The sequence below is a fragment of the Algoriphagus sp. genome (assembly GCF_013373065.1).
In the GTDB taxonomy this organism is placed as follows: Bacteria; Bacteroidota; Bacteroidia; order Cytophagales; family Cyclobacteriaceae; genus Algoriphagus.
This window is the reverse complement of the sequence record NZ_JABXIN010000015.1, coordinates 216854-238719: the sequence shown is the minus strand read 5'-3', so window position 1 is coordinate 238719 and position 21866 is coordinate 216854. Positions and strand designations below refer to the sequence as shown.

Annotated in this window: 16 protein-coding genes; 6 read left to right on the top strand and 10 right to left on the bottom strand. The window is 42.5% G+C overall.

The window, feature by feature from the left end; genetic code table 11:
* Positions 1–168 precede the first annotated feature (168 nt).
* The 6 genes from HWE15_RS12030 to HWE15_RS12005 form a co-directional block, all read right to left on the bottom strand.
* Positions 169–768, bottom strand: coding sequence for a DUF1080 domain-containing protein (locus HWE15_RS12030; RefSeq protein ID WP_290507782.1), 600 nt, complete (start codon positions 766–768; stop codon positions 169–171).
* Positions 765–1535: a DUF1080 domain-containing protein gene (locus tag HWE15_RS12025; RefSeq protein WP_290507781.1), complete on the bottom strand. Its 771-nt coding sequence runs from the start codon at positions 1533–1535 to the stop codon at positions 765–767. Before HWE15_RS12025 ends, HWE15_RS12030 begins: the two co-directional genes overlap by 4 nt.
* A gap of 186 nt (positions 1536–1721) precedes the next feature.
* The gene (locus HWE15_RS12020; RefSeq protein WP_290507780.1) at positions 1722–2483 is read right to left on the bottom strand and encodes a helical backbone metal receptor; all 762 of its coding nucleotides are present in this window, start codon (positions 2481–2483) and stop codon (positions 1722–1724) included.
* Between the two features lie 74 nt (positions 2484–2557).
* Entirely contained in the window at positions 2558–3625 is a 1068-nt protein-coding gene (locus HWE15_RS12015) for a M42 family metallopeptidase (protein WP_290507779.1), read from the bottom strand.
* Positions 3626–3672: 47 nt separating this feature from the next.
* Complete coding sequence (locus HWE15_RS12010) at positions 3673–4026, bottom strand: four helix bundle protein (RefSeq protein WP_290507778.1); 354 nt, start codon at positions 4024–4026, stop codon at positions 3673–3675.
* A 51-nt stretch (positions 4027–4077) separates the two neighbouring features.
* Positions 4078–5661: an acyl-CoA carboxylase subunit beta gene (locus HWE15_RS12005; protein ID WP_290507777.1), complete on the bottom strand. Its 1584-nt coding sequence runs from the start codon at positions 5659–5661 to the stop codon at positions 4078–4080.
* A gap of 184 nt (positions 5662–5845) precedes the next feature.
* On the opposite strand from HWE15_RS12005, the gene HWE15_RS12000 reads away from it, so the two are divergent.
* The 3 genes from HWE15_RS12000 to HWE15_RS11990 all read left to right on the top strand — a co-directional run bounded on the left by HWE15_RS12000 (position 5846) and on the right by HWE15_RS11990 (position 9454).
* Positions 5846–6790, top strand: coding sequence for an exopolyphosphatase (locus tag HWE15_RS12000; RefSeq protein WP_290507776.1), 945 nt, complete (start codon positions 5846–5848; stop codon positions 6788–6790).
* Between the two features lie 65 nt (positions 6791–6855).
* Positions 6856–7929, top strand: coding sequence for an Ldh family oxidoreductase (locus tag HWE15_RS11995; RefSeq protein ID WP_290507775.1), 1074 nt, complete (start codon positions 6856–6858; stop codon positions 7927–7929).
* A 157-nt stretch (positions 7930–8086) separates the two neighbouring features.
* A complete protein-coding gene (locus tag HWE15_RS11990; RefSeq protein ID WP_290507774.1) occupies positions 8087–9454 on the top strand; it encodes a Gfo/Idh/MocA family oxidoreductase in 1368 nt (455 codons plus the stop codon).
* A gap of 253 nt (positions 9455–9707) precedes the next feature.
* Here the strand turns inward: HWE15_RS11990 and HWE15_RS11985 are convergent, their stop codons facing one another.
* Positions 9708–9986 (bottom strand): hypothetical protein, encoded by a 279-nt coding sequence (locus HWE15_RS11985; protein ID WP_290507773.1) that lies wholly within the window; start codon positions 9984–9986, stop codon positions 9708–9710.
* A 312-nt stretch (positions 9987–10298) separates the two neighbouring features.
* Between HWE15_RS11985 and HWE15_RS11980 the strand changes: the two genes are divergently transcribed.
* From HWE15_RS11980 to HWE15_RS11970, 3 genes are all read left to right on the top strand, one after another.
* Complete coding sequence (locus HWE15_RS11980) at positions 10299–12305, top strand: dehydrogenase E1 component subunit alpha/beta (protein WP_290507772.1); 2007 nt, start codon at positions 10299–10301, stop codon at positions 12303–12305.
* A 66-nt stretch (positions 12306–12371) separates the two neighbouring features.
* Complete coding sequence (locus tag HWE15_RS11975; RefSeq protein ID WP_290507771.1) at positions 12372–13724, top strand: DUF5723 family protein; 1353 nt, start codon at positions 12372–12374, stop codon at positions 13722–13724.
* Between the two features lie 53 nt (positions 13725–13777).
* Positions 13778–14464, top strand: coding sequence for a hypothetical protein (locus HWE15_RS11970; RefSeq protein WP_290507770.1), 687 nt, complete (start codon positions 13778–13780; stop codon positions 14462–14464).
* A 22-nt stretch (positions 14465–14486) separates the two neighbouring features.
* On the opposite strand, the gene HWE15_RS11965 is transcribed toward HWE15_RS11970, so the two are convergent.
* The 3 genes from HWE15_RS11965 to HWE15_RS11955 are packed head-to-tail and all read right to left on the bottom strand — an operon-like array spanning position 14487 to position 21789.
* The gene (locus HWE15_RS11965) at positions 14487–17669 is read right to left on the bottom strand and encodes an efflux RND transporter permease subunit (protein ID WP_290507769.1); all 3183 of its coding nucleotides are present in this window, start codon (positions 17667–17669) and stop codon (positions 14487–14489) included.
* A 1-nt stretch (position 17670) separates the two neighbouring features.
* A complete protein-coding gene (locus HWE15_RS11960; RefSeq protein ID WP_290507768.1) occupies positions 17671–20715 on the bottom strand; it encodes an efflux RND transporter permease subunit in 3045 nt (1014 codons plus the stop codon).
* Positions 20716–20718: 3 nt separating this feature from the next.
* Positions 20719–21789 carry an efflux RND transporter periplasmic adaptor subunit gene (locus HWE15_RS11955; protein ID WP_290507767.1) on the bottom strand — a complete coding sequence of 357 codons (1071 nt, stop codon included), beginning with the start codon at positions 21787–21789 and terminating at the stop codon, positions 20719–20721.
* Positions 21790–21866 lie beyond the last annotated feature (77 nt).

Below are 21866 nucleotides of genomic sequence, written 5' to 3'. Positions count from 1 at the left end.
CTTTCGGGACCACAAATATCGGAGGTTTTTTCCTCCTGGCAAGCATAATTCTCAACCTTTTTTTTTCTCAATTCCTAAAACGCTGATAATGAAGTTTGAAACCCTATAAAAAATTTTCCCCTCCCAAAAACTAGTTTCAAGAGGGGAAATTTCGAAAGATTTCGAATTTTAAAGCTCCTTCAGAACAATATTTCGCCAATAGACTTTAATCCCTCCACCATCATGAATTTGAAGCAAAACACCTCCTTTTCCTTCTCCAATCTTCTCATCTGAGAAATTCACCATCTCCACTCCATTCAAATAGGACGTCACATTGTCACCCTTAACAACAATTCGCATTTTATTCCATTCTCCAAACTTCAAGGCAGAATCTTTTTCTGGTTCCGGCTTGATCAACCAACCCCTTCCATAAGACTCATAAATACCTCCAGTATCATTTCCGGGAGGTGCTACCTCCACTTGCCATCCGGAAACTTTGGTTCCGTCAACTGTAGAACGAATGAAAACACCACTGTTCCCATTAGCTTCTTGCTTGAATTCTAATGTAATTTCAAAATCATCAAAGTTTTTCTCAGTGCCCAGATACCCGTATCCCTTATCAGGCCCACTTTCAGAAACAAGCAATCCATCTTCCACATACCACTTCTCTGTACCATAAATAACCCATCCCTCAAGATCTTTTCCGTTAAAAAGCTTTTGTTTTTTCTGAGCAAAAGAAACTACTTGGATGGCTGCCAAAAAAACGGCTGTGATTAATAACTTTTTCATCGTGTTCTAATTTTAATATTCTTAAACCAAACTGGGTCTCCGTGATCCTGCAAAGCGATCAACCCTTTTTTTGCAATTTTGTAATCTGGAAAATCATTCCACTTACCTGAATTTCTTCTCGCCGTCCAATCTTCAGAGTAGGGAACAAACTCAACAGTCTTCTTTCCATTCAACCAGTAGCTTGCTCCTTCTTCAGTGAAAATAATTCGGGAAACATTCCATTCACCAGCAGGCTTAACAACCCCTTCTCCTTCTAAGTCTGGTTCATACATGGCATAATCTGCAGCCAAAGACTGCCAAGGCTCCAAGGGGTCAGCAAACCCTATTTGATCAATTACTTGATATTCTGGACCTGTATAATAAGGCGCTTTATAATCTGGACCTTCCACTACATGATAAAACACGCCACTATTTCCGCCGGGAGAGATCTTCCAGGTAAACTCCATTTCGAATTCTTCAAATTCCATTGGACCAAAAACAATATCTCCACCAATATCACTTCCTCCGGTTGCCCCTAATCCTTTCATGGCACCATCCTCAATAATCCAATTCGGAGGAGTACTATCACCATTAAAGGCACGCCACCCTTCCATAGATTGCCCATCGAAAAGTAGCATCCAACCTTCCGATTTTTCTTCTTCTGTCAGTGAATTATCAGGAACAACTACTTCTTCTACGATTTCAACATCTTCTGCATTCTCTGTTTTTGGCCCGCAGGACCATACGGTAGCAAATAAAGCCACCCAGATTAAATTTCTTTTTTTCATTTTATTGTGATTTTAAGGAATCAAAATTCTTGCTTCATCATTTGCACCTGAAGGTACGAAATAATGGTTTTTATGCTTTAAGAATTTTGGGCTTGACTGGGTATTGAGGCAGAAAAGTTAATTGAAAATTTTAAAAAAGACTCGGTATAATTTTCAAATTTTTATAAGTGGCGAATTGTGGGAAAATCAAAATAGCGTTTGAAAGTAGGACATGCTATTAAGTAGACGGGACCCATACCAGGAAAACAACTCTCCATCCACAAGTTTCACTCTAGTATTTGGAAGAGCTCGCCTAAATTCATCGACATGTTTCTGTTTAAAAGGAAAAGGCTCAGAACTCAATAGCAGATATTCTGGTGCTAAATCACTAAGCCTAGACAAGGTAATTTCAGGATAACGGTTTTCAAGAATCAAATTTTCAAACCCAGCCCAATGAAGCATTTCATCTATGAATGTATCCTTTCCTGCAACCATGATCGGTTTATTCCAAATTAAATAGACCGCTGTTCCTTTTTTGGGGCTTGGACTCTTAAAATCATTGTCCAAACGGCTTAAAATCTTGGTGGCTTCAGATTGGGTATCTGTCAATTTACCTATTTCCTCAATCATAGTTATAGCATCAGAAAGAGTCTTCACATCACTTATCCAGACTCGATAGTGTTCAGCAAGTTTTTCAATGCCTGATTGCTCATTTTCTTCTTTATTGCCAATAATTAAATCTGGCTTCAAAGAATCAATCCGATCAAAATGATAGGTTTTGGTACCACCAATGATTTTTTTGGTCTTTCTGATATGATCAGGATGTACACAAAATTTGGTCACCCCGACCAATCGATCCTCCAAGCCCAAATCTACCAGTAATTCTGTTTGTGATGGAACCAAGGAAATGATTCGTTTAGGCGGACTAGAAAGAAAAACCGTTCTATTGAGTTGATCGGTGAAATACATAATGAAAAAGTTATTGGTTATTAGTTATCGGTAAAAGCTAGCACTATCCCAATGAACTAATAACCAATACACAATTAACTAATATATCTGAAGTCAAATTCCGGATCAAAATCCATCAAAAATTCAAACATCAATTGGATTACCTGCTCGATATCTTCCTTGCTCGCAGTTTCCACTGTAGTATGCATATATTTCAATGGAAGGGAAATCAGTGCAGAAGGAACTCCTTCGTTTGAATATGCAAATGCATCTGTATCCGTACCTGTAACTCTTGATGCAGCAGATCGTTGGAAAGGAATATCTTTCTTTTTAGCTGTTTCAATGATTTGATCCAAAAGTTTTTTGTGAACCGAAGCTCCGTAAGTCAAAACAGGACCTTTTCCTGCCACCTGATCTCCGCTACTGATTTTATTATACATCGGTGAAGTGGTGTCGTGGCAAACATCTGTAATGATGGCTGCATTTGGCTTGATTCGATGAGCAATCATTTGCGCACCTCTTAATCCGATTTCTTCCTGTACTGCATTTACAATGTACAATCCGAATGGAAGTTCCTTTCCTGATTCTTTGATTTTTCGAGCAACCTGAGCAATCATGTACCCTCCAATTCGGTTGTCAAGTGCCCGACCAGCGTAAAATTTTTCATTTAACTCGATCAATTCATCCTTAAAGGTGATCACACAACCCACATGGATCCCCATTTCCTCTACCTCTTGTTTAGAACGAGCCCCTACATCTATAAAAATATTATCTAAGGTCGGTGCATCTTCTTTTCCTTCCTTCCTCACATGAATAGCGGGCCACCCAAAAACTCCAGGGACAATCCCTTTGTCTGTATGGATATTTACTCGCATGGAAGGTGCGATCATATGGTCAGACCCACCATTTCTGCGAACATAGATATAGCCATCATCTTTGATGTAGTTGACAAACCAGCTAATCTCATCCGCATGAGCTTCGATTACAAACTTGTATTTAGAATCTGGATTGATTACACCTACTGCTGTACCATAATTGTCCGTGAAATAGGAATCTACATAGGGTTTGATGTAATCCAACCATATTTGTTGACCTGAAGCCTCAAAACCTGTTGGCGAGGCATTATTAAGGTATTTGTATAGAAATTCTTTTTCTGGTTTCATGTTATTAATTTAGTCGATAGCCGATAGACCATAGCCCATAGACTTTTCTATTTTAAACGTTGCTTTAAAGTTTGTATCATTTTTACCAATTCCTCACTTTTTGAATATGCTTCTTGAAATTGATCATCAGATAAATAACTTCTTCTTTTCGCGATAAATAAAGCACAAACCACCTCAACTATTGACCTGATTGCATAACCTAAAAACCTTGAAAATTCAGCATTAGATTGACTTGTACTCCCCTCAGCAATATTTAGGGCAACAGAATCAGATGGTCTTCGAATTTGAGAAGTTAGATTGAATTTTTCCTCTTGAGGAAATTTTGAAGAAAATTGAAAAACCATGTCATTTAAGTCTATAGCCTTCTGCCAAACTTTAAGTTTCTCAAATTTAAAAGCCATTCATAAAATTATGAATTATCCAGCTATGGACCATAGTCTATAAACCATTGACTAAAGCGGAATATTCCCATGCTTCTTCCTAGGTAGTTTGTCCACCTTATTCTCAAGCATTTTAAAAGCTTTGATCAATTTGATTCGGGTTTCAGAAGGCTCAATCACCTCATCAATAAAGCCCCTGTGTGCTGCCCTGTATGGATTGGCAAATTTCGCAGTATACTCGTCGACTTTTTCCTGAAGCTTAGCCTCTGGATCTTCAGCGGCTGCAATTTCTTTTCTGAAAATAATTTCAGAGGCTCCCTTTGCTCCCATCACTGCGATTTCTGCTGTGGGCCAAGCGAAATTCATGTCTGCCCCGATATGCTTTGAATTCATTACATCATAAGCTCCTCCATAGGCTTTACGCGTGATGACAGTTACTCTCGGAACGGTAGCCTCCGAAAATGCATATAACAATTTTGCGCCATTGGTGATGATACCATTCCATTCTTGGTCTGTTCCAGGCAAGAATCCTGGCACATCGACCAATACCAATAAAGGCACATTGAAGCTATCGCAGAAACGAACAAAACGAGCTGCCTTGATGGATGCATGATTATCCAAAACTCCAGCCATGGATTGTGGCTGATTGCCTACTATACCAATGCTTCGACCTGCGATTCGAGCGAAGCCTACAACAATATTATCCGCATAGTTTTCATGTACTTCCAGAAAAGAATCCGCATCTACAATCCCATTCACTACATCTCGAATATCATAGGGATGGTTCGGGTTCTCAGGCACAATCGAATCCAATTCCTTCCGGCTTTCATCGGCCTTTAATTCATAGGGATAAATTGGAGCAATATCTTCACAATTTTGAGGGATATAGCTTAACAAGGCTTTAATGTGCCGTATACATTCCACTTCATTTTTACAGGCAAAATGTGTAACCCCCGACTTGGTGCTATGTGCAGAAGCCCCTCCCAGTTCTTCTGCAGTAACAGTCTCTTGGGTAACAGTTTTTACCACATTCGGCCCTGTCACAAACATATAGGAAGTGTTTTCCACCATCAAGATGAAATCCGTAATTGCTGGCGAGTACACTGCCCCACCGGCACAAGGACCCATGATAGCAGAAATTTGAGGAACTACTCCAGAAGCCAGCGTATTTCGATAAAAAATATCCGCATAGCCTCCCAAGGAATTTACTCCTTCCTGAATTCGAGCACCACCGGAATCATTCAAACCGATGACAGGAGCTCCGTTTTTCATGGCCATATCCATGATTTTACAGATTTTCTCAGCATGGGTTTCAGAAAGCGAACCACCAAAAACTGTGAAATCTTGTGAATAAACATAGACTAACCGACCATTCACTTCTCCATAACCCGTAACCACACCATCACCGAGGTAGTGCTCTTTATCTAATCCAAAATCCTTTGCTCGGTGCATCACAAATCGATCCACCTCCTGAAAACTCCCCTCATCCAGCAAAAGCTCGATCCGCTCACGAGCTGTCAACTTTCCTTTTTTATGTTGCGACGCTATTCTACCTTCTCCGCCACCAAGCATGGCTTCGGCGTTTTTTTTCCTCAAAAGATCTAATTTCTCTTGATTGGTTGATCCGGTATAGATGGGTTTATTCTGATTTTCCATAAAATTTGAATTTGCAAAAGCCAAATATAACAGGCTTTGGGAGGAGGAAAAAAATTCAACTGGATAGCTGGTACCAATCCGAAATAGAGATGCGATAGAGAAGTTCAAGTGGAATAATTAACCGACAAGAACTCTGGATTTTACAATAACTTTCTATATTCGCCCATCCAAAAATTTTGGCAGTATGAGTACGCGTAAGGCAGCGGTGATAGACATGGGAACCAATACATTTCATTTGGTATTGGTCGAGTTAATTAAAGACGGATTTAAGGTTTTATACAAGGAGAAAATTCCTGTAAAACTAGGGCAAGGTGGTATCAACCAAGACCATATTGCTCCTGACGCGCTTAAAAGAGCCTATCATACTCTTTCCCATTTCAAAAATCTGATTGATGGAGAAAAAATCGATCGGGTATTTGCCTTCGCAACCAGTGCCGTAAGAAATGCTAAGAATGGACAGGAGTTTGTCCAAGAAGTCAAAAACCGAATCGGGATTGACATCAACGTCATCAGTGGAGAGGAGGAAGCCCTTCTAATTTATGAAGGTATCAAACTTTCCGGATCCCTCAATGGCCAAACCGAATTAATGATGGACATCGGAGGGGGTTCGGTAGAATTTATTATTGGTAACTCTGAAGATGTTTATTGGAAAGGAAGTTTTGAAATCGGCGGACAACGTCTTCTCGAACTTTTCCATCATCATGATCCGATTTTGACTTCTGAGCTTCAGCGTCTTCATGAATATTTGGAGAAAAAACTGCAACCACTATTGAAGGCTATCAATCAGTATAAACCTTGCAGCTTAGTCGGTGCTTCCGGGACTTTTGATACACTGACGGATATTTACTTCGAATCCATGCTTCAATGCAAACTAACTGGTCAGCATGTATTTGAACTTCCTGCCAGTGAATTCCACCGAATCCACCAACTTTTGCTCTCTAAAAATCGAGAAGAACGCCTTCAAATTCCAGGAATGATTCCGATGCGGGTTGATATGATTGTGGTAGCCTCCTCGCTAATAGATTTCATTTTGAAATATGTCCCTGTTCAGAATATCACCTGTTCACACTACGCCTTGAAGGAGGGTGCAATTGCCGAGGTACTTCGGCAGCAGGTAGAAACCACCTGATCCTCGACTCCTCAAAGCGAAAGACTTTTATCTTTGTACTTCATCAACCAAACATCCATTTGGCCATGCAAACCTATTCCTACGATCAGCTGTACAAATTCACGCACGATATTTTACTTAAACTAGGTTGCTCAGAATTACATGCCCAGATAGGAGCCGAAGTACTTTTATCCGCTGATCTTCGGGGAGTTGACAGTCACGGTGTTGCTCGATTATCAGGTTATGTACGGCTTTGGGAAAAGGGTAGAATTAATGCAAATCCTAGCATCAAAATCGTTCATGAAACGCCTTCCACGGCAGTTGTGGATGGAGATGGGGGTTTAGGATTAGTTGTGGCTCCCTATGCCATGAATGTGGCGATCGAAAAAGCAAGCAAAGCAGGCACTGGCTGGGTTTCTGTCAAAAATTCTAATCATTACGGCATCGCCGGCTACCATGCCATGATGGCCTTGGACCACGATATGATCGGTATTTCCCTAACGAATGCCAGCCCGCTTGTCAGTCCAACTTTTTCTAAAGAGCGACTTTTGGGAACAAATCCAATTTCAGTTGCCATCCCCGCAAATGAAGAACCTCCATTTATTGCAGATATGGCCACGACCACAGCAGCAAATGGAAAGCTGGAGATTTTACAACGAAAAGGAAAAGATGCACCTTGGGGATGGATTCAGGATAAAGAAGGAAATCCCACAACTTCAGCAAATGGAGTGAAAGATGGAGGTGCTTTGCTTCCACTAGGCGGTGACCGAGAGCATGGATCACACAAAGGTTATGCATTAGGAGCTATCGTCGATATTTTTTCAGCAGTTCTATCCGGCGCTAACTACGGGCCTTGGGTTCCTCCATTTGTTGCTTTTTTAGAACCAGATCCCAATCCAGTAGGTGAGGGAATTGGCCATTTCTTTGGTGCAATGCGCGTGGATGCCTTCCGCCCAGCAGATGAATTCAAATCCAATATGGACAATTGGATCAAAAGATTCCGATCTGCAAAACCAACCGAAGGGAATGAAAAAGTATTGATCCCGGGAGATCCTGAGAGAGAATTAGAAGCTATCAGAAGAGCTGAGGGAATTCCACTATTACAACCTGTAGTAGAAGATCTAAAAGGCTTGGGTGAGCGATTTGGAGTAAAATTCTAACAGGAGCCCTTTCCTTTCCTTAATTTAAAGACTATTGATACTCCGGCGGCGATCCTTCGGATCTGCAAACTTTTATATCCCGTCCATCATGGGATGATTTGCAACTTTTTGGGGTTTTCGTAAATTGAAAGATGCTTCAACTTAAACCCAACAACCTATGAATCAATTCAATCGCCGCGATTTTTTAAAAGGATCCTCCGCTCTGATGACTTTGGCCAGTTTTGGACTGCTAGGAATGGACTTTAAAAACCCAGATGGTCCCATCCGAACTGCCTTGATAGGGGCAGGATGGTACGGAAAATCAGACCTATTCCGGCTGATTCAGGTTGCAAACATTGATGTGGTAGGATTGGCAGATCCAGATAAAAATATGCTGGAAGCTGCCGGAAAATTAGTTTCTGAAAGACAAAAGTCAGGTAAAGTTCCTCCCCTATATGAAAACTACCAAGACCTGCTAGCCAATGAAAAACCAGAACTGGTATTGATTGGATCTCCGGACCATTGGCATGCATTGCAAGCAATTGATGCCATCAAGTCAGGAGCGCATGTTTATTTACAAAAGCCAATTTCAGTAGATGTCATAGAAGGAGAAGCGATTTTGGCAGCAGCTCGAAAATACAACCGTGTGGTTCAAATCGGTACCCAACGGAAATCCACTCCTCACTTAATTCAGGCTAAAGAGGAGATCATTGACACAGGAAAATTGGGTAAAATTTCCCACGCGGAAGTTTGCTGCTATTATCACATGAGAGCTAACGGAAATCCACCTGAGCAAGAAGTTCCTGACTTTTTCAATTACGAGCTTTGGACAGGTCCGGCTCCTTTTCGGCCCTATGATGGACTTCCCCATACCCGTTGGTGGCGGACTTTCATGGAATATGGAAACGGAATTACAGGTGACATGTGTGTCCACATGTTGGATACCGTCCGCTGGATGCTAAAGTTAGGCTGGCCCACACAAGTGACTGGAACAGGCGGTATTTTTGTCCAAAAGGAAGGAAAATCCAATATCGCAGATACCCAAACGGCCATTTTCGAATTCCCTGAATTAAACGTGGTTTGGCAACATCGAACCTGGGGGAATCCTGTAGACCCGGAATATCCTTGGGCTTTTAAAATCTATGGTGAAAATGGGATGCTGGCTGGAAGCACTATGCAAGCAGATTTCATTCCTTACGGAGAAGGCGAAGAGCCTGTTCATTATGACGTTGTGTATGAAAAGGAAGAATATCCTGAGGATGTAACTGAAGATCGAATTGAACTGAATGCTGCTCCAGCAACACGACTACACATGAAAGACTGGCTCAAGGCTATCGATACCAAGTCCTTGCCGATTGCAGATGTAGAGCAGGGGCACATTTCTACAGCTTCCTGTATTTTGGCAAATATTTCCATGGAATTGGGAGGTCGTGCCTTAAAGTATGATCCAAAAACAAGAACCGTTATTGGTGACCCAGAGGCTACCGCGAAATTACGGCGACCTTACCGAGCCCCTTACGTCCATCCGGAGCCTGACCAGGTATAAGAAATCAAAACAGGCTACTTATGAGGTTTCCATCGGTAGCCTGTTTTTTTAAAAAATTATTCTGCTGGGACCTGATTGATAACTCCATCCGTAATTTGGATAGTTGCACCTTGCGAATCCGTTCCGGTGACAGAAAAAGTTCCGCTAACCGTCGTTCCAACCTCCGTAATCTTCAAGGTACCACTGCTGCCACTAGCTCCACTGTACCATTTGCCTTAAAATATTGAAAACTGGCGTCACCGGAAGACCAATTTTAATCAACAAAAGTATAATCTCCTGGCCCGCTTCCGTAAAAATCAATTTCAATATTTTCATAGGAGGTTCCTGAGCCGTTTTCATAGTACACCCGCGTGCGTTGACTATTGATATCATACCAAACTGCGTCCACTGCAACATCCGTCCCATTCAATTTAAAACAAACCTTATCTGGAGCACAACCTTCAGCGATTGGGGTTTGATCGTCCTCATCACTACAGGCTCCTAGAGCAACCGAAACCATCAAGGCAAATAAAAATATCTGAATTTTTTTCATGGTTTTTTCTTTCAAAGTTGCGACTCATGACTAATTTTTTCTATACGACATATGCCCTGTTATTCCCTAAGGTTTCCTGAATATTAAGGGAATGCTACTTAAGAATGATTTTAATAAAACAAGCTTAATCCAAGTTTTTCGATGCCTAGTAGCCTTTTGGCTAATTTTGAATCGTACAGCAAATACTTTTTAACTCCTTGCAATTTATTTTTAGCCCCGACTCTGGTCGGGGCCCATTTGCAAAAAAGCTTCTCCTTTTTCTTCTTGGGATTCGGACCGCATCTTGTACCTTAGATGGGTAATTTTATTTCTATGGAACTAGCCACCACCCCAGGAAAACTCTTGCGTTTTGATCGGAAGAATTTGAGTGATTCCAAACTTCTGGAATTGTATGAAGGCTTATTAATTCCTCGAAGAATCGAGGAAAAGATGTTGATACTCCTTCGGCAGGGAAGAATTTCCAAATGGTTTAGCGGATGGGGTCAAGAAGCGATCTCAGTAGGAGCGGTCCAAGCACTTCAAGCTGATGAGTTCATCCTTCCTATGCATCGAAATTTGGGGATTTTTACAGGCAGAAATGTTCCACTAGACAAGTTATTCGCTCAATTTCAAGGAAAAAAATCCGGCTTCACCAAAGGTAGGGATCGTTCCTTTCATTTTGGCTCGTCAGAGCATCACATTGTGGGGATGATTTCTCACCTCGGCCCCCAATTAGCTATTGCCGATGGAATCGCCTTGGCAAATAAACTCTCAAAGGAAAAGAAGGTCACCCTTGTTTTCTCAGGAGACGGAGCAAGTTCTGAAGGAGATTTTCATGAAGGCCTTAATGTGGCGGCAGTTTGGAAGCTACCGGTCATTTTTGTAATCGAGCACAATGGCTATGGACTTTCAACGCCCAACCGGGAACAATTTGCCTTCAAAAATTTCACGGATAAAGGGCCAGGTTATGGTATAGAAACCGTCCGAATTGAAGGCAACAATATTCTGGATGTGTACCAGACTATTTCCAAACTGGCAGCAGACATTCGAAAAAAACCTCGCCCAGTATTGATAGAAGCGGTTACCTTCCGCATGCGGGGTCACGAAGAGGCGTCCGGCACCAAATACGTCCCAAAGCAATTGATGGAGGAGTGGGCAAAACTTGATCCTTTGGAGACTTACGAAAGTTATTTGGAATCCATCGGAGTCCTAGACGAAAAGAAAAAGGACCAGCTCAATAAAAGAGTACGAAAAGCCATTACGGAAGCTTGGGAAAAGGCCTTTGCCGAAGAACCCATTTCACCAGTGATGGAAGAGGAAATTCTGGGTGTCTATGCCCCCTTTGAGCAGAAGACCATTAGCCCAACTTCTGACAAGGTAAGTGAAAGACGCTTTGTCGATGCTATCAGTGATGGTCTCCGGCAATCCATGGAAAAATACCCCAACTTGGTACTCATGGGACAAGATATCGGTGAGTATGGAGGAGTATTCAAAATCACGGATGGCTTTGTCAAGCAATTTGGGGAAGACCGTGTCCGAAACACACCGCTTTGTGAAAGTGCAATTATCGGCGCTGGATTGGGGCTATCAGTCAAAGGCTTCAAAGCCATGGTGGAGATGCAGTTTGCAGATTTTGTTTCCGTGGGCTTCAATCAAATCGTCAACAACCTTGCGAAAATCCATTATCGCTGGGGACAAAATGCAGATGTGGTGGTGCGGATGCCAACAGGTGCGGGCGTGGCTGCAGGCCCCTTCCACTCTCAATCCAACGAGGCTTGGTTTTTTCATACTCCCGGCTTGAAAATCGTCTACCCATCCAACCCATATGACGCAAAAGGCCTACTCAATGCAGCGATCGAGGATCCAAATCCTTATTTATACTTTGAGCACAAAGCACTTTATCGTTCTTTGAATGCAGAGATTCCTGATGAATACTACACAGTGGAAGTCGGAAAAGCTCAATTAGTGAATGAAGGAGATCAAGTTTCCATCATCACCTATGGCATGGGTGTTCACTGGGCGAAAAAGGCTGTTACCGAAATGGGAGTTTCAGCAGACATTTTAGACTTACGCACATTGCTTCCTTGGGAGCGAAAGGCGGTAAGCGAAACTGTAAAGAAAACAGGAAAGGCAATTTTCCTTCAGGAAGACTGTCTGACTGGTGGCATTGGCGCTGAAATCTGTGCCTGGATTTCGGAAAACTGTTTCGAATTTCTGGATGCACCACTTATGCGGGAAGGAAGTTTGGATACCCCGGTTCCTTTTGCCCCGAATTTGGAAAAGCAGTTTTTGCCCGAGAAAAGATTTAGAGAAAAGCTGAGAAAACTCATTGAATATTAGCTAGATATTTCGGGTATTCGTAGAGAGAAAGCCTCTTTTAATTACCGCTTTTCAAAAACTAGACCTATGAAAAAGACCCTTGTTTATTTGGTTGCATTCTTTCTCGTTTTTCAATTTCAAAGCGTTACTCAAGGTTTTTCACAGACACTACTTGGGGCACAAATAGACAATCGGGCGGGTATCAAGGGCCTTACTTTAAATCCTGCAAATGTAATCAACACGCGACTCAAAGCAGAAATCCATATTTTCTCAGGAAGTGGGTACGTCGGAAATGATTACATTGGAATCAACCTCGGAAAGCTTGAAGAGATTTCTAACTTCAGAAGTCTTCAAGAAAACAGTTCCCTTAATCCCCAACCAAACAATAATTTTGTTGGAAACTTAGACCTAATGGGACCTGGCTTTCAATTGAACTTGAGCCCGAAACATAGTATTGCCCTAACGACTCGGATGAGAACTTTTTTCAACCTAAATAACATCGGTGGGGAATTTTTGGAATCAATTTCCTATCAAGAAAGAGAATCAAACAGCTACGAACTGCTCATGCAAGATCTTTCTGGTATTTTCCATCTTTGGGGTGAAATCGGACTTACTTATGGAAGGGTTCTCGTCGACCAAGAAAACTATTCCATCAGAGGAGCCGCAACATTGAAATATCTGGGAGGAGCAGGAGGTGCTGTAGGTTCAAGTAGTGTTCTTGGAGCTCTATATTTGGAAAGACCCAACACGCTAACAACCCGAGGAGAATTACAATATGGCTATTCCAGTAGTTTTGATATTGAGAACATCACTTTCAACAACTTAAGATCAGGTTTCGGAATGGATGTCGGTTTTATTTTTGAACTCGATGATGACACAGAGCATGCGTACACTGATGGTTATAAATTTAAGGCTGGAATTTCTGTAATGGATATTGGAGGAATCAAGTACAATGAATTCAGCTTATGGAATTACGACATGGACAATACGCTTTCCCTAGATGAATTTGATGAAAACAATTTCCAAGATATCCTAGAAGAAAACTATGTAAGCACGCGAACAGATAAAGCAACAAACTTGGGAATGCCCACCTCCTTGCAGATTTTTGCTGATTATGCGATCACCAATCGATTTTATGTTTCTGCTCATGGATCACTTTCCATCCGAAATCACCAGGAAATTCCAGTTAGCCAAATTGTCAATAACGTGATGATTACACCCAGAATGGAAACAGGTTGGTTGAGTGTATATAGTCCCATCAGCTATCGCCAATATGAAGGGGCAATTGCCTGGGGTTTAGGATTTCGGTTGGGGCCGGTAACCATTGGGTCAGCATCCATTCTGACGAATTTACTTTCCAAAAACTCAAGAAGTATAGACGCCTATTTTGGAGTCCAAGTTCCTATCTATCGAATGGGAACCCGAAAAAATCAAAACTAAAAAACGAAACATCTGATCCCCTCTCTCTCGTATTTGCACTAAAAGGTTTTTTGATGAGAAGATATTTCGTTTTGGTATTCTTTTTCCTAATCGTACACAAGACTTCTGCACAATTTTTTCTTGCAGGAGGACACTTCAATGGCTCAGTACCGATAGGCAAATTAAAAACTGAAACCGAATCCCTATTTTTCCCGACCATCTCAGGAATTTTCCTATATGAATTCCAAAGTGCGCCAATCCAGGTTGGGCTGGAACTCGGCTATGGGATCTATGGAAGCAAGATGGAACGAAGAAACGATTTATATCCTGGATTTTCAGACGAATTACGCCTTCGAAGAAATAATAACCTCGCTACTGGAATGGCTGTCATTCGATTCCTTCCAGCTGTCAATACGAAAATCACTCCCTTTTTTGAAGCCCAAATGGGTACAAATTACCTCTATACGCGCTATAAAATTCGGGAGACAATACTAGCTGAAGAATCCATAGAAAGTGATAAAGATTTTGAAGATTGGGCATTAGCCTATCGTATCGGAGGAGGTCTTCAATTTCCTATCGATGAATTTTTAAAATTAGAGTTTCGTGCTACCTACCAAGACGGAAACAGTGTCCGCTTTCTTCAAAAAGGGGATGTCACTTACCTACCTGATGAGGGGATTTTTGATTATAATTTTAGAAGAAGCCCTTTACAATACATGACTTTTTCAATTGGATTGATTTATTATGATTTGTTTCATTGAAAAGTCTGAGCTTTAAAATAAATCACTTCTTCTTTTTCCAGAATTTCCACTTATAGCTGGAATTGATTGATTTCTCTTCAGCTTCGGGTCTTTGAACCACAGAGGCAGCCTCCTTTTTCCATAGGAAAACCGGTAAGGCCCAGAATACTCCCAGCATACTGAAAACCAAGCCCCCGATGGTACCAATCGCGAGTGAAAACCAGAAAATCTCATTTTGACCTTCCATGATAAAAGGAATCAAACCAAAGCAGGTAGATAGAATCGTCAATAAAATCGGAATGGCTTTTCCAGCTACTGACTTGAGCACATTGCGATTATAGGCCCCTATCGTTCGGTTGTTTAGGTCATTGACAATAAAGATCCCGGCATTCACCGCCAAACCACCCAGCATCACAAAAGCCGCATAGCCTCCCTGATCAAAGTAGAAGTCAAAGAGGGAAAAGATCAGAAAGAGACCTATAAAACTGATCGGAATAATGGCAATGATATAAACCGGCTGCTTGAGATTCTCAAAGAGTACCGCACAAATCATGAAAATCCCCACGATCAAAAAGGCTAAAAGGGAATATTGCCGCTTGGCTTTTTCATAGCTGAATGACCATGTTTGCTTATCCGCGGTGTAGCCGATCGGCATGATTTTCTCCATTTCCTCCAAAACCTCATCCAAGTATTCATTGCCAAACTTGGCCGAACCCATATATTCAAAAGCAACCGCCCGAATGTATTGCCGGTCTTCCTTATTCAAGGCATTAGTCGTAGTTTCTTTGGTCAAGGTTCCAAAATCGGATATTTTAAAAATTCGGTCTTCTCCACTGATTAAGCCTTTTTGCTCCAAGTCAAACTTGCTGAAATCATTGGATTTGGCTTCCCGGATGACCATGCCGTAATTTTTCTCCTCTAGCGTCAGCGAACCGCTTGTCCCTTGTGGCTTGCTTAGGTCCAGCATGGTATTGATCAGTTCAAATTGGTTGGTCTGCCCGAGGGCGATTTGATTTTGATCCAGACGAAGTACGTATTCCTCGGTTTTTTGCTCGCCCCAACCCAGTCGTTCATTCGTATTTACTTCCTGAATTCGCTTGTGCTTGAGTAGCTTTTCAGCCAGAATCTCCGCTTGTCGCTCCAGTTCATCGAAGTTGTAGCCCTTCATCGTCACTCGGAAAGAAGGAATGCCCTCCCCTCCTGCTCCGGTATAGAATCCCTGTCCTACGCCATAGATATTCCATTGTGCACCGCTCCAGTCTGTGGACTTGACGGATAGTTTCCCTTTGAGTTGATAGGGCAAAGCAGAATTTTCGTAGGCCTCTTTGAAAGTGATTTCTATTTGGGCGCGTTGACCTGACATCACAAAGGTCACAAACTTATCGATCCCTTCAACGTCCTTCAGATAGGCTTCAAACTCACGCATGATAAAGTCCATCTGATCTAGGGTATTCCCAAAAGGCAATCGGGCCGAGACATATAAGCGCGTTTTAGCCGCTTCGCGATAGGAGCTTTTTTCAAAAACTCCCCGCACAAACATCCGAAGTGAGCCTCCCAAAGCTTGGTCTACATAAGGACGGATTTCCTCTTGATAAAAGGTATTTCCCACCGTCTTATTGTACCATTCCTGTCCTTCCCACTTAGCTGGCAGGTAGAAAATCGGAATCCCAAAAAGGAGAATGATTAGGGTAATAAAAGCTTTGCGATAGCGAGCAGTCCAGGATACGGTACGCTCAAAGCGATGAAGGTATTTGGCCCGCTTCCGAAGTTGCGGAATACTGAGTTTGCGCCCTTTTATGGATGACTCTTTGAATAAGATTTCGTAAAAAGCAGGAGTGAAAAAGAGGGCAATAATCAATGAAATCCCCAACATCACAGAAACTACAATGGAAAATTCTGTCAGGTTCTTTTGATCTTCCTCAGGAAGGAAAAAGACAATCATCAAGGCTGCGATCGTAGTCAAAGAGGCCGCTAATAATGCCAAAAACACTCGTCGATTTCGGTGCTTGTGCAGGTGATCGATCATGATGATGGCATTATCCACGATCAGACCAAAACTAATCGTCAAGCCAGCTAATGAGTAGAGGTGAATATCCACCTTGAGGAAATACAGCACGATGGCACAAAGGCTGAGATTGACCAAAATACCTAGGAATAGAGCAGAAAGGTATTTGAGATTGCGATTGATCAAGAAGATAAAGACAATCAAGATCAGAATGGAAAGCCCCGATCGTTTGTAAATTTTATCCAGCTCTTTGTCCAAAAACTCCGTATCGTCTCGCTCCAACCTTACCTCAAATCCTGCTGGAAGTAAAACCTGCGCTTGTTCTATGGCGGATTTCAAATTTTGAGCGAGTAAGACCTTATTCACTCCGTCCCGATTAAAGACGGTCAGCGTTACCGAATTATTGCCATTGATTCGGTAGTAACTGGAAGGTTCGGCTTCTTCGAGGGTTAATTTGGCCACATCCCTAAGCAGCACATCCTGTCCATTTAGCTGGGCTACCCAAAGATTTTCCAGCTGATCCATATCCCGAAGCGAACGATCCACTTGCACAAAAAGCGTTTTCCCCTCCTTATTCAAAATGGAACCCGGGAAACTTCTACCAAATGCCTGATTGATTCGACTGTTCAACTGACTACGCGATAAGCCATAGGCCTGAAGCTTTTGAATGTCAAATGTGATATAAAGCTGTAAATCCGTTGCCCCTCGAACCGACACTTCTTCCACCTCTTCAAATTTCGTCAAGGCAGGTTTCAGAATGTCCTCCGCTATTTTTTTTATTTCAAAGGCAGCAAAAGGACCATTGACCGAATAGGTCAGAATGGGAGTTTTGGTATCTGTTCGCGCCTCCGCAGTTTGAGTCACAACAGGATAGGAAAGCCTTGAATCGAGCTGAGGATAAATCTGCCGTATCAATGACAAGACCTCAAATCGCTTCAATTCCATATCCGCTTCCTTGTCAAATTGTAGGGTAATTTGGCCCCGGTCATAGTTGGAAATCGAAGTGATTTTATTGAGCTCCGAAAGTTGGGAAAAAGCCCCTTCGAGAGGAGAAGTAGCAAGTTTTTCGATAATTTCCGGCGAACTTCTCGGAATGCCATAGGCAATGGTCAAAACGGGTTCTTTTTCCCGAGGATTGAGATCAACCGAAAGCAAAGGAATGACTGCCACCCCTAGAATAGCCAAAACAACAAATGCCACTAAAACCCGAAATGGTGTCATCTTAGGCCTCCTTCAATTTTTTCTTTGACACAAAAAACCAATAAGCCAGGGGCACAAAATACAGGGCTGTCAGGGTACCAATCGTCAAGCCACCAATCACCGAATACACCAATGGCCGTTGCAAGTCCGCTCCTAAACCCGAGCTGAAAATAATCGGAATCAAAGCCAAAATAGTCGTAATGGAAGTCATCAAAATAGGCTTCAAGCGAATTTGACCTGCCCGATGAATCGCCATTTCCAAGGCTTCCTGTGCCGAAACCTCTGGATTTTCCACATACTCTTTTCGAAGTCGATTAATCGTATCAATCTTCAGAATAGCATCATTGACCATGATTCCCAGCATCACCACCAAGCCAATAGCAGACATTACATTCAGCGAAGCTCCGGCCAATAAAATCACCAAAAATGCACCTGCAATTCCCAAAGGAAGGGTCAATACCACGATCAGAGGCTGGATGAAGCTTTCAAACTGTGCCGCCAAAATAAAATAGAGCAAGAGTACTGAAATCAGCAGAATCCCGATCAACTGCTGAATATTTTCCTGATCCTTGAAATACTGTCCAACCATTGTCACTCCCAAATTCCGCTCCGCTCCCCAACGGATGTAGTCGGAATTATAGCTATCCGGCTCCGGTGCAGTCACCAAAACCGACTGGTAAATCCCGCCCTTATCCGCTGTAACGTATTTGTAATGGTCTTCATAGCGATAATCCACAAATTCACCGAGTGTATAAAAAGCAGAGTCAGAGGCTGCAAGTTGAGTAGTACGAAGCAAGTCCTCAAAACGGGCCTCTGATTCCTTCAATCGAATGGGGGTGATTTCTCCAAATCGACGAATATCCGTAATCGTATAGGTCCCAAACAATCTCGAAAGTTGCTCTTGCACTTGATCCACAGCAATCCCGTAGGTAGCCAATCTATCTGCATGCAGGGTAAAGACTACTGAGGCTTCCTTTTGCAAACCGGGTCCTCGTTCCCAATCCGATACCGGGAATTGGCTTAGCCAAGGATCCATTTTTTCCTCAGGAACGGGTTCTTTGGAGGTCAGATCTTTCCAGCGAACTTCATAATAAGGCAAGGTGGAGCTAAACAATTGATCAAAAGCATTGGGAGCATCCCCGATTTTATAATTGGCCTCAGGATAATTTTTAGCCAAAAAATCAACGAGGTCCTGACTCATCCCCGTTTTATCTTCCAATGAATTAAAAAGGAAATAAAGCAGGGATTGTTGGATGGAGTTTTCCCCATCAAAAAGTAAAAACTGTCGCACACCCACATCTGCTTCTGCCTTTTCATAGCGGCCCTTCATGGCATTCATCAAGGCAATCACTCGGTCTCGGTTTTCAATGGCAGAAATGGGTTCATTCCAATCAATTTCCAAGGTCGCATCCAATTTTTCGATCTTTGGCAAGCCTTCGGAATACAGAAAATAACTCAAACCCAGGCCTAAAGGAATCAATAAGGCAAAGAAGCTTAAGGCAATTTTTCGATTTCCAAAAACAGCTCGATATCCTTTTTCATACAGGTCCAAGATTTTTGAGAAAAATGTTCCTTCAGATCCATCTTCCTGTTTTTTGCTTTTGCTGAAAAAGAGAAAATACAACATAGGTAGCAGGATAAATGCCACTGCCAAGGAAACCGATAAAATGGCAGCCACTCCCACCGCCTGATCGAAAAACAAAGCTCCGGAAATCCCACTCAAAAAGACCAAAGGCACAAAAACCGAAAGCGTGGTCAATACAGAGCTGACCAAGGCGCTCATCACTTCATTCACCCCGGAAACACAAGCCTCAAAGAGCGTAAGCCCGGATTCCCGTTTACGGGAAATATTATCCAGCACAATGATGGAATTATCTATCAGCATCCCAATTCCTAATGCCAAACCTGAAAGGGAAATGATATTGATAGAAATGTCGAAGAAATAAAAGACTAAAAAGGAAATCAATAAGGAGGAAGGCAAGCTGACCCCGATAATAATGGGCAAGCGATAATCCTTCATAAACAAGAACAAAACGCCAAATGCAAACAAGCCACCAAACAGCAAAGAAGTCTGAAGATTGGAAATGGCCGCATTTAGGAGATTGGACTGATCTTGGGTCAACTCGAAATCAACCTGAGGATAATCCGTTTTGAAAAACTCCAGCGCATTCTTTAATTCCGGCATGAGCTCATTCATTTTCGCAGCAGCCTGCTTATGAACAGTAATGACTAAGGCTTCTCGTTCCCCATAAAGATGATAGCCCAGCATTTCCTGCGCCTGATAGCTGACCTTTGCCAATCTTCCCAAAGGCACAATCGCTCCGGAAGGAGCCAAAACGGGAAGACTTTCAATGTCGGTTGGTGTATCTACACGGGTTGCTAATCGGAGGTAATAGCGAAACTGACCATCTTTGACCGAGACACCGGGTAACTCTGAATTACCGGCTTGTATGGCGTTAATGACCTGTTGTTGTGTCATCCCCAAGGCTCGAATGGCAGCTTCATTGGGCTCCACGGTGATGATACGTTCCTTTTTCCCATTGATATCGACAAGAGATACACCAGGTAATTGTTCGATGCGTTTTTTTAGTACATTTTCAGCCAGGTGACTGACTTCAATTTCATCAATCCCTTCTTTGGGAATGACTTGTACCCGCGCTACTGGAATATCCGATGTATTGATTCGAATGACTTCGGGACGAGCCAAACCCTCAGGGAGAGAGTTGGTAATCCGGTCAATTTTCTCGTTGACATCAATATAAGCCAACTCCATCTGAGTGGCATAATCGAAGGTCAACCGAATGGTCCCTACCTCGGATCCTGCCTTGGAATCCATCTCTTCCAGTCCATTGAGCGTGATTAAACCCTCTCGAATACTCCGCAGGACATTCTGCTCTATGGCTTCTGGAGAGGCATTCGGATAGTTGACTTTGACGACGATCTGGGGAACATCGATGGGTGGCAACAAGGAAATCGGCAGGGTCCTCAAGACAATGAAGGAAAAAACCATCAAAGCCAAAAAAGTCATGAAGACGGCGATAGGCCGTGCCAGTAAAAATCGAACCATAGCTTATTCCGTTACGATTTGAACAGGAGCCTGATGCGCCAACTGTAGATTATTGGTGGTAATCACTGTGCTTCCAGCTTCGATTCCTTCCAAGATTTCAATTTCCTGACCATTATCTCGACCTACCTCTACATAATTCCACCGAGACTCGCTGTCCTCAATCGTAAATACTACAGCTCGGCCGGAACGGTAAACGACAGCATCTTTGGGTACGACCAGGGAATTGGCTTGGGGAGCCCGAATGATGGCACGGGCATTCATCCCAGGTAGGAGGTTTTTGGCAGATGTTAAGCGAATGGCGACCTCTACTAGTCCATTTTCATCCACTTTAGGATTAATTGCGATGACCCTTCCTTCCAGTGCTTCTTGTGTATTGGAAACTGGATAGACCTCTGCTTTTTGATTTATGGAAATGAGGCTAATATCGGATTCGAGCACCTTGACATGAAGTTCGAGATTGGTAGTGCTAAGAATTTCGCAGAGCTCCGAATTGGTGGCGATCAGGCTACCCATTTTAAATTTTAGATCAGCCACCCTCCCGCTGATCGGAGCTTTGACTTCGCAGCGCTCAAGATTGAGCTGTGCCTCTCGAAGTTCAATCTCAGCCAAAAAGACTCCGTTTTTGGCTTTAAGCTGTTCCTCCAAAAATTTCTTCCGCTCTTCATCACCGGATGCAAAGTCACGTGAAAAACCCAGCTTATCATTTTCATAGACTGCTAAAGCATTCTGAAGGGAAATTTTAGCCTTTTCGAGGCGGATTTCGGCTTCTGTAGGATCCAGCTTCGCAATGATCTGTCCTTTGGAAACAGCTTGCCCTTCTCGGATGGGTAATTCGATTAAATAGCCCGGTTGCTCAATGACAGCTTTGACTTGAGCAGCTGCTTCGAGCTTCCCTGTAGCATTGATGAGGTAGTCAAAGCTTTTGGTTTCGGCTTGAGCCACCCGAACCTCCGTAGCGGCCACTTCATTTCTGAAAGATTCTGCAGGAATTTCCTCTTGTTTTTCAGTGTCTTCCTTGCAAGAAAAATTGAAGCCCAATAAACAAATGAGGGCGAAATAGTGGTAGTTTTTCATCTAAAGAATCGTTAGATCACTAATAAACTAATTTAATAACGGGTTTCAAACCAGGGTTTTGAAAAAAGCTGTTAAAA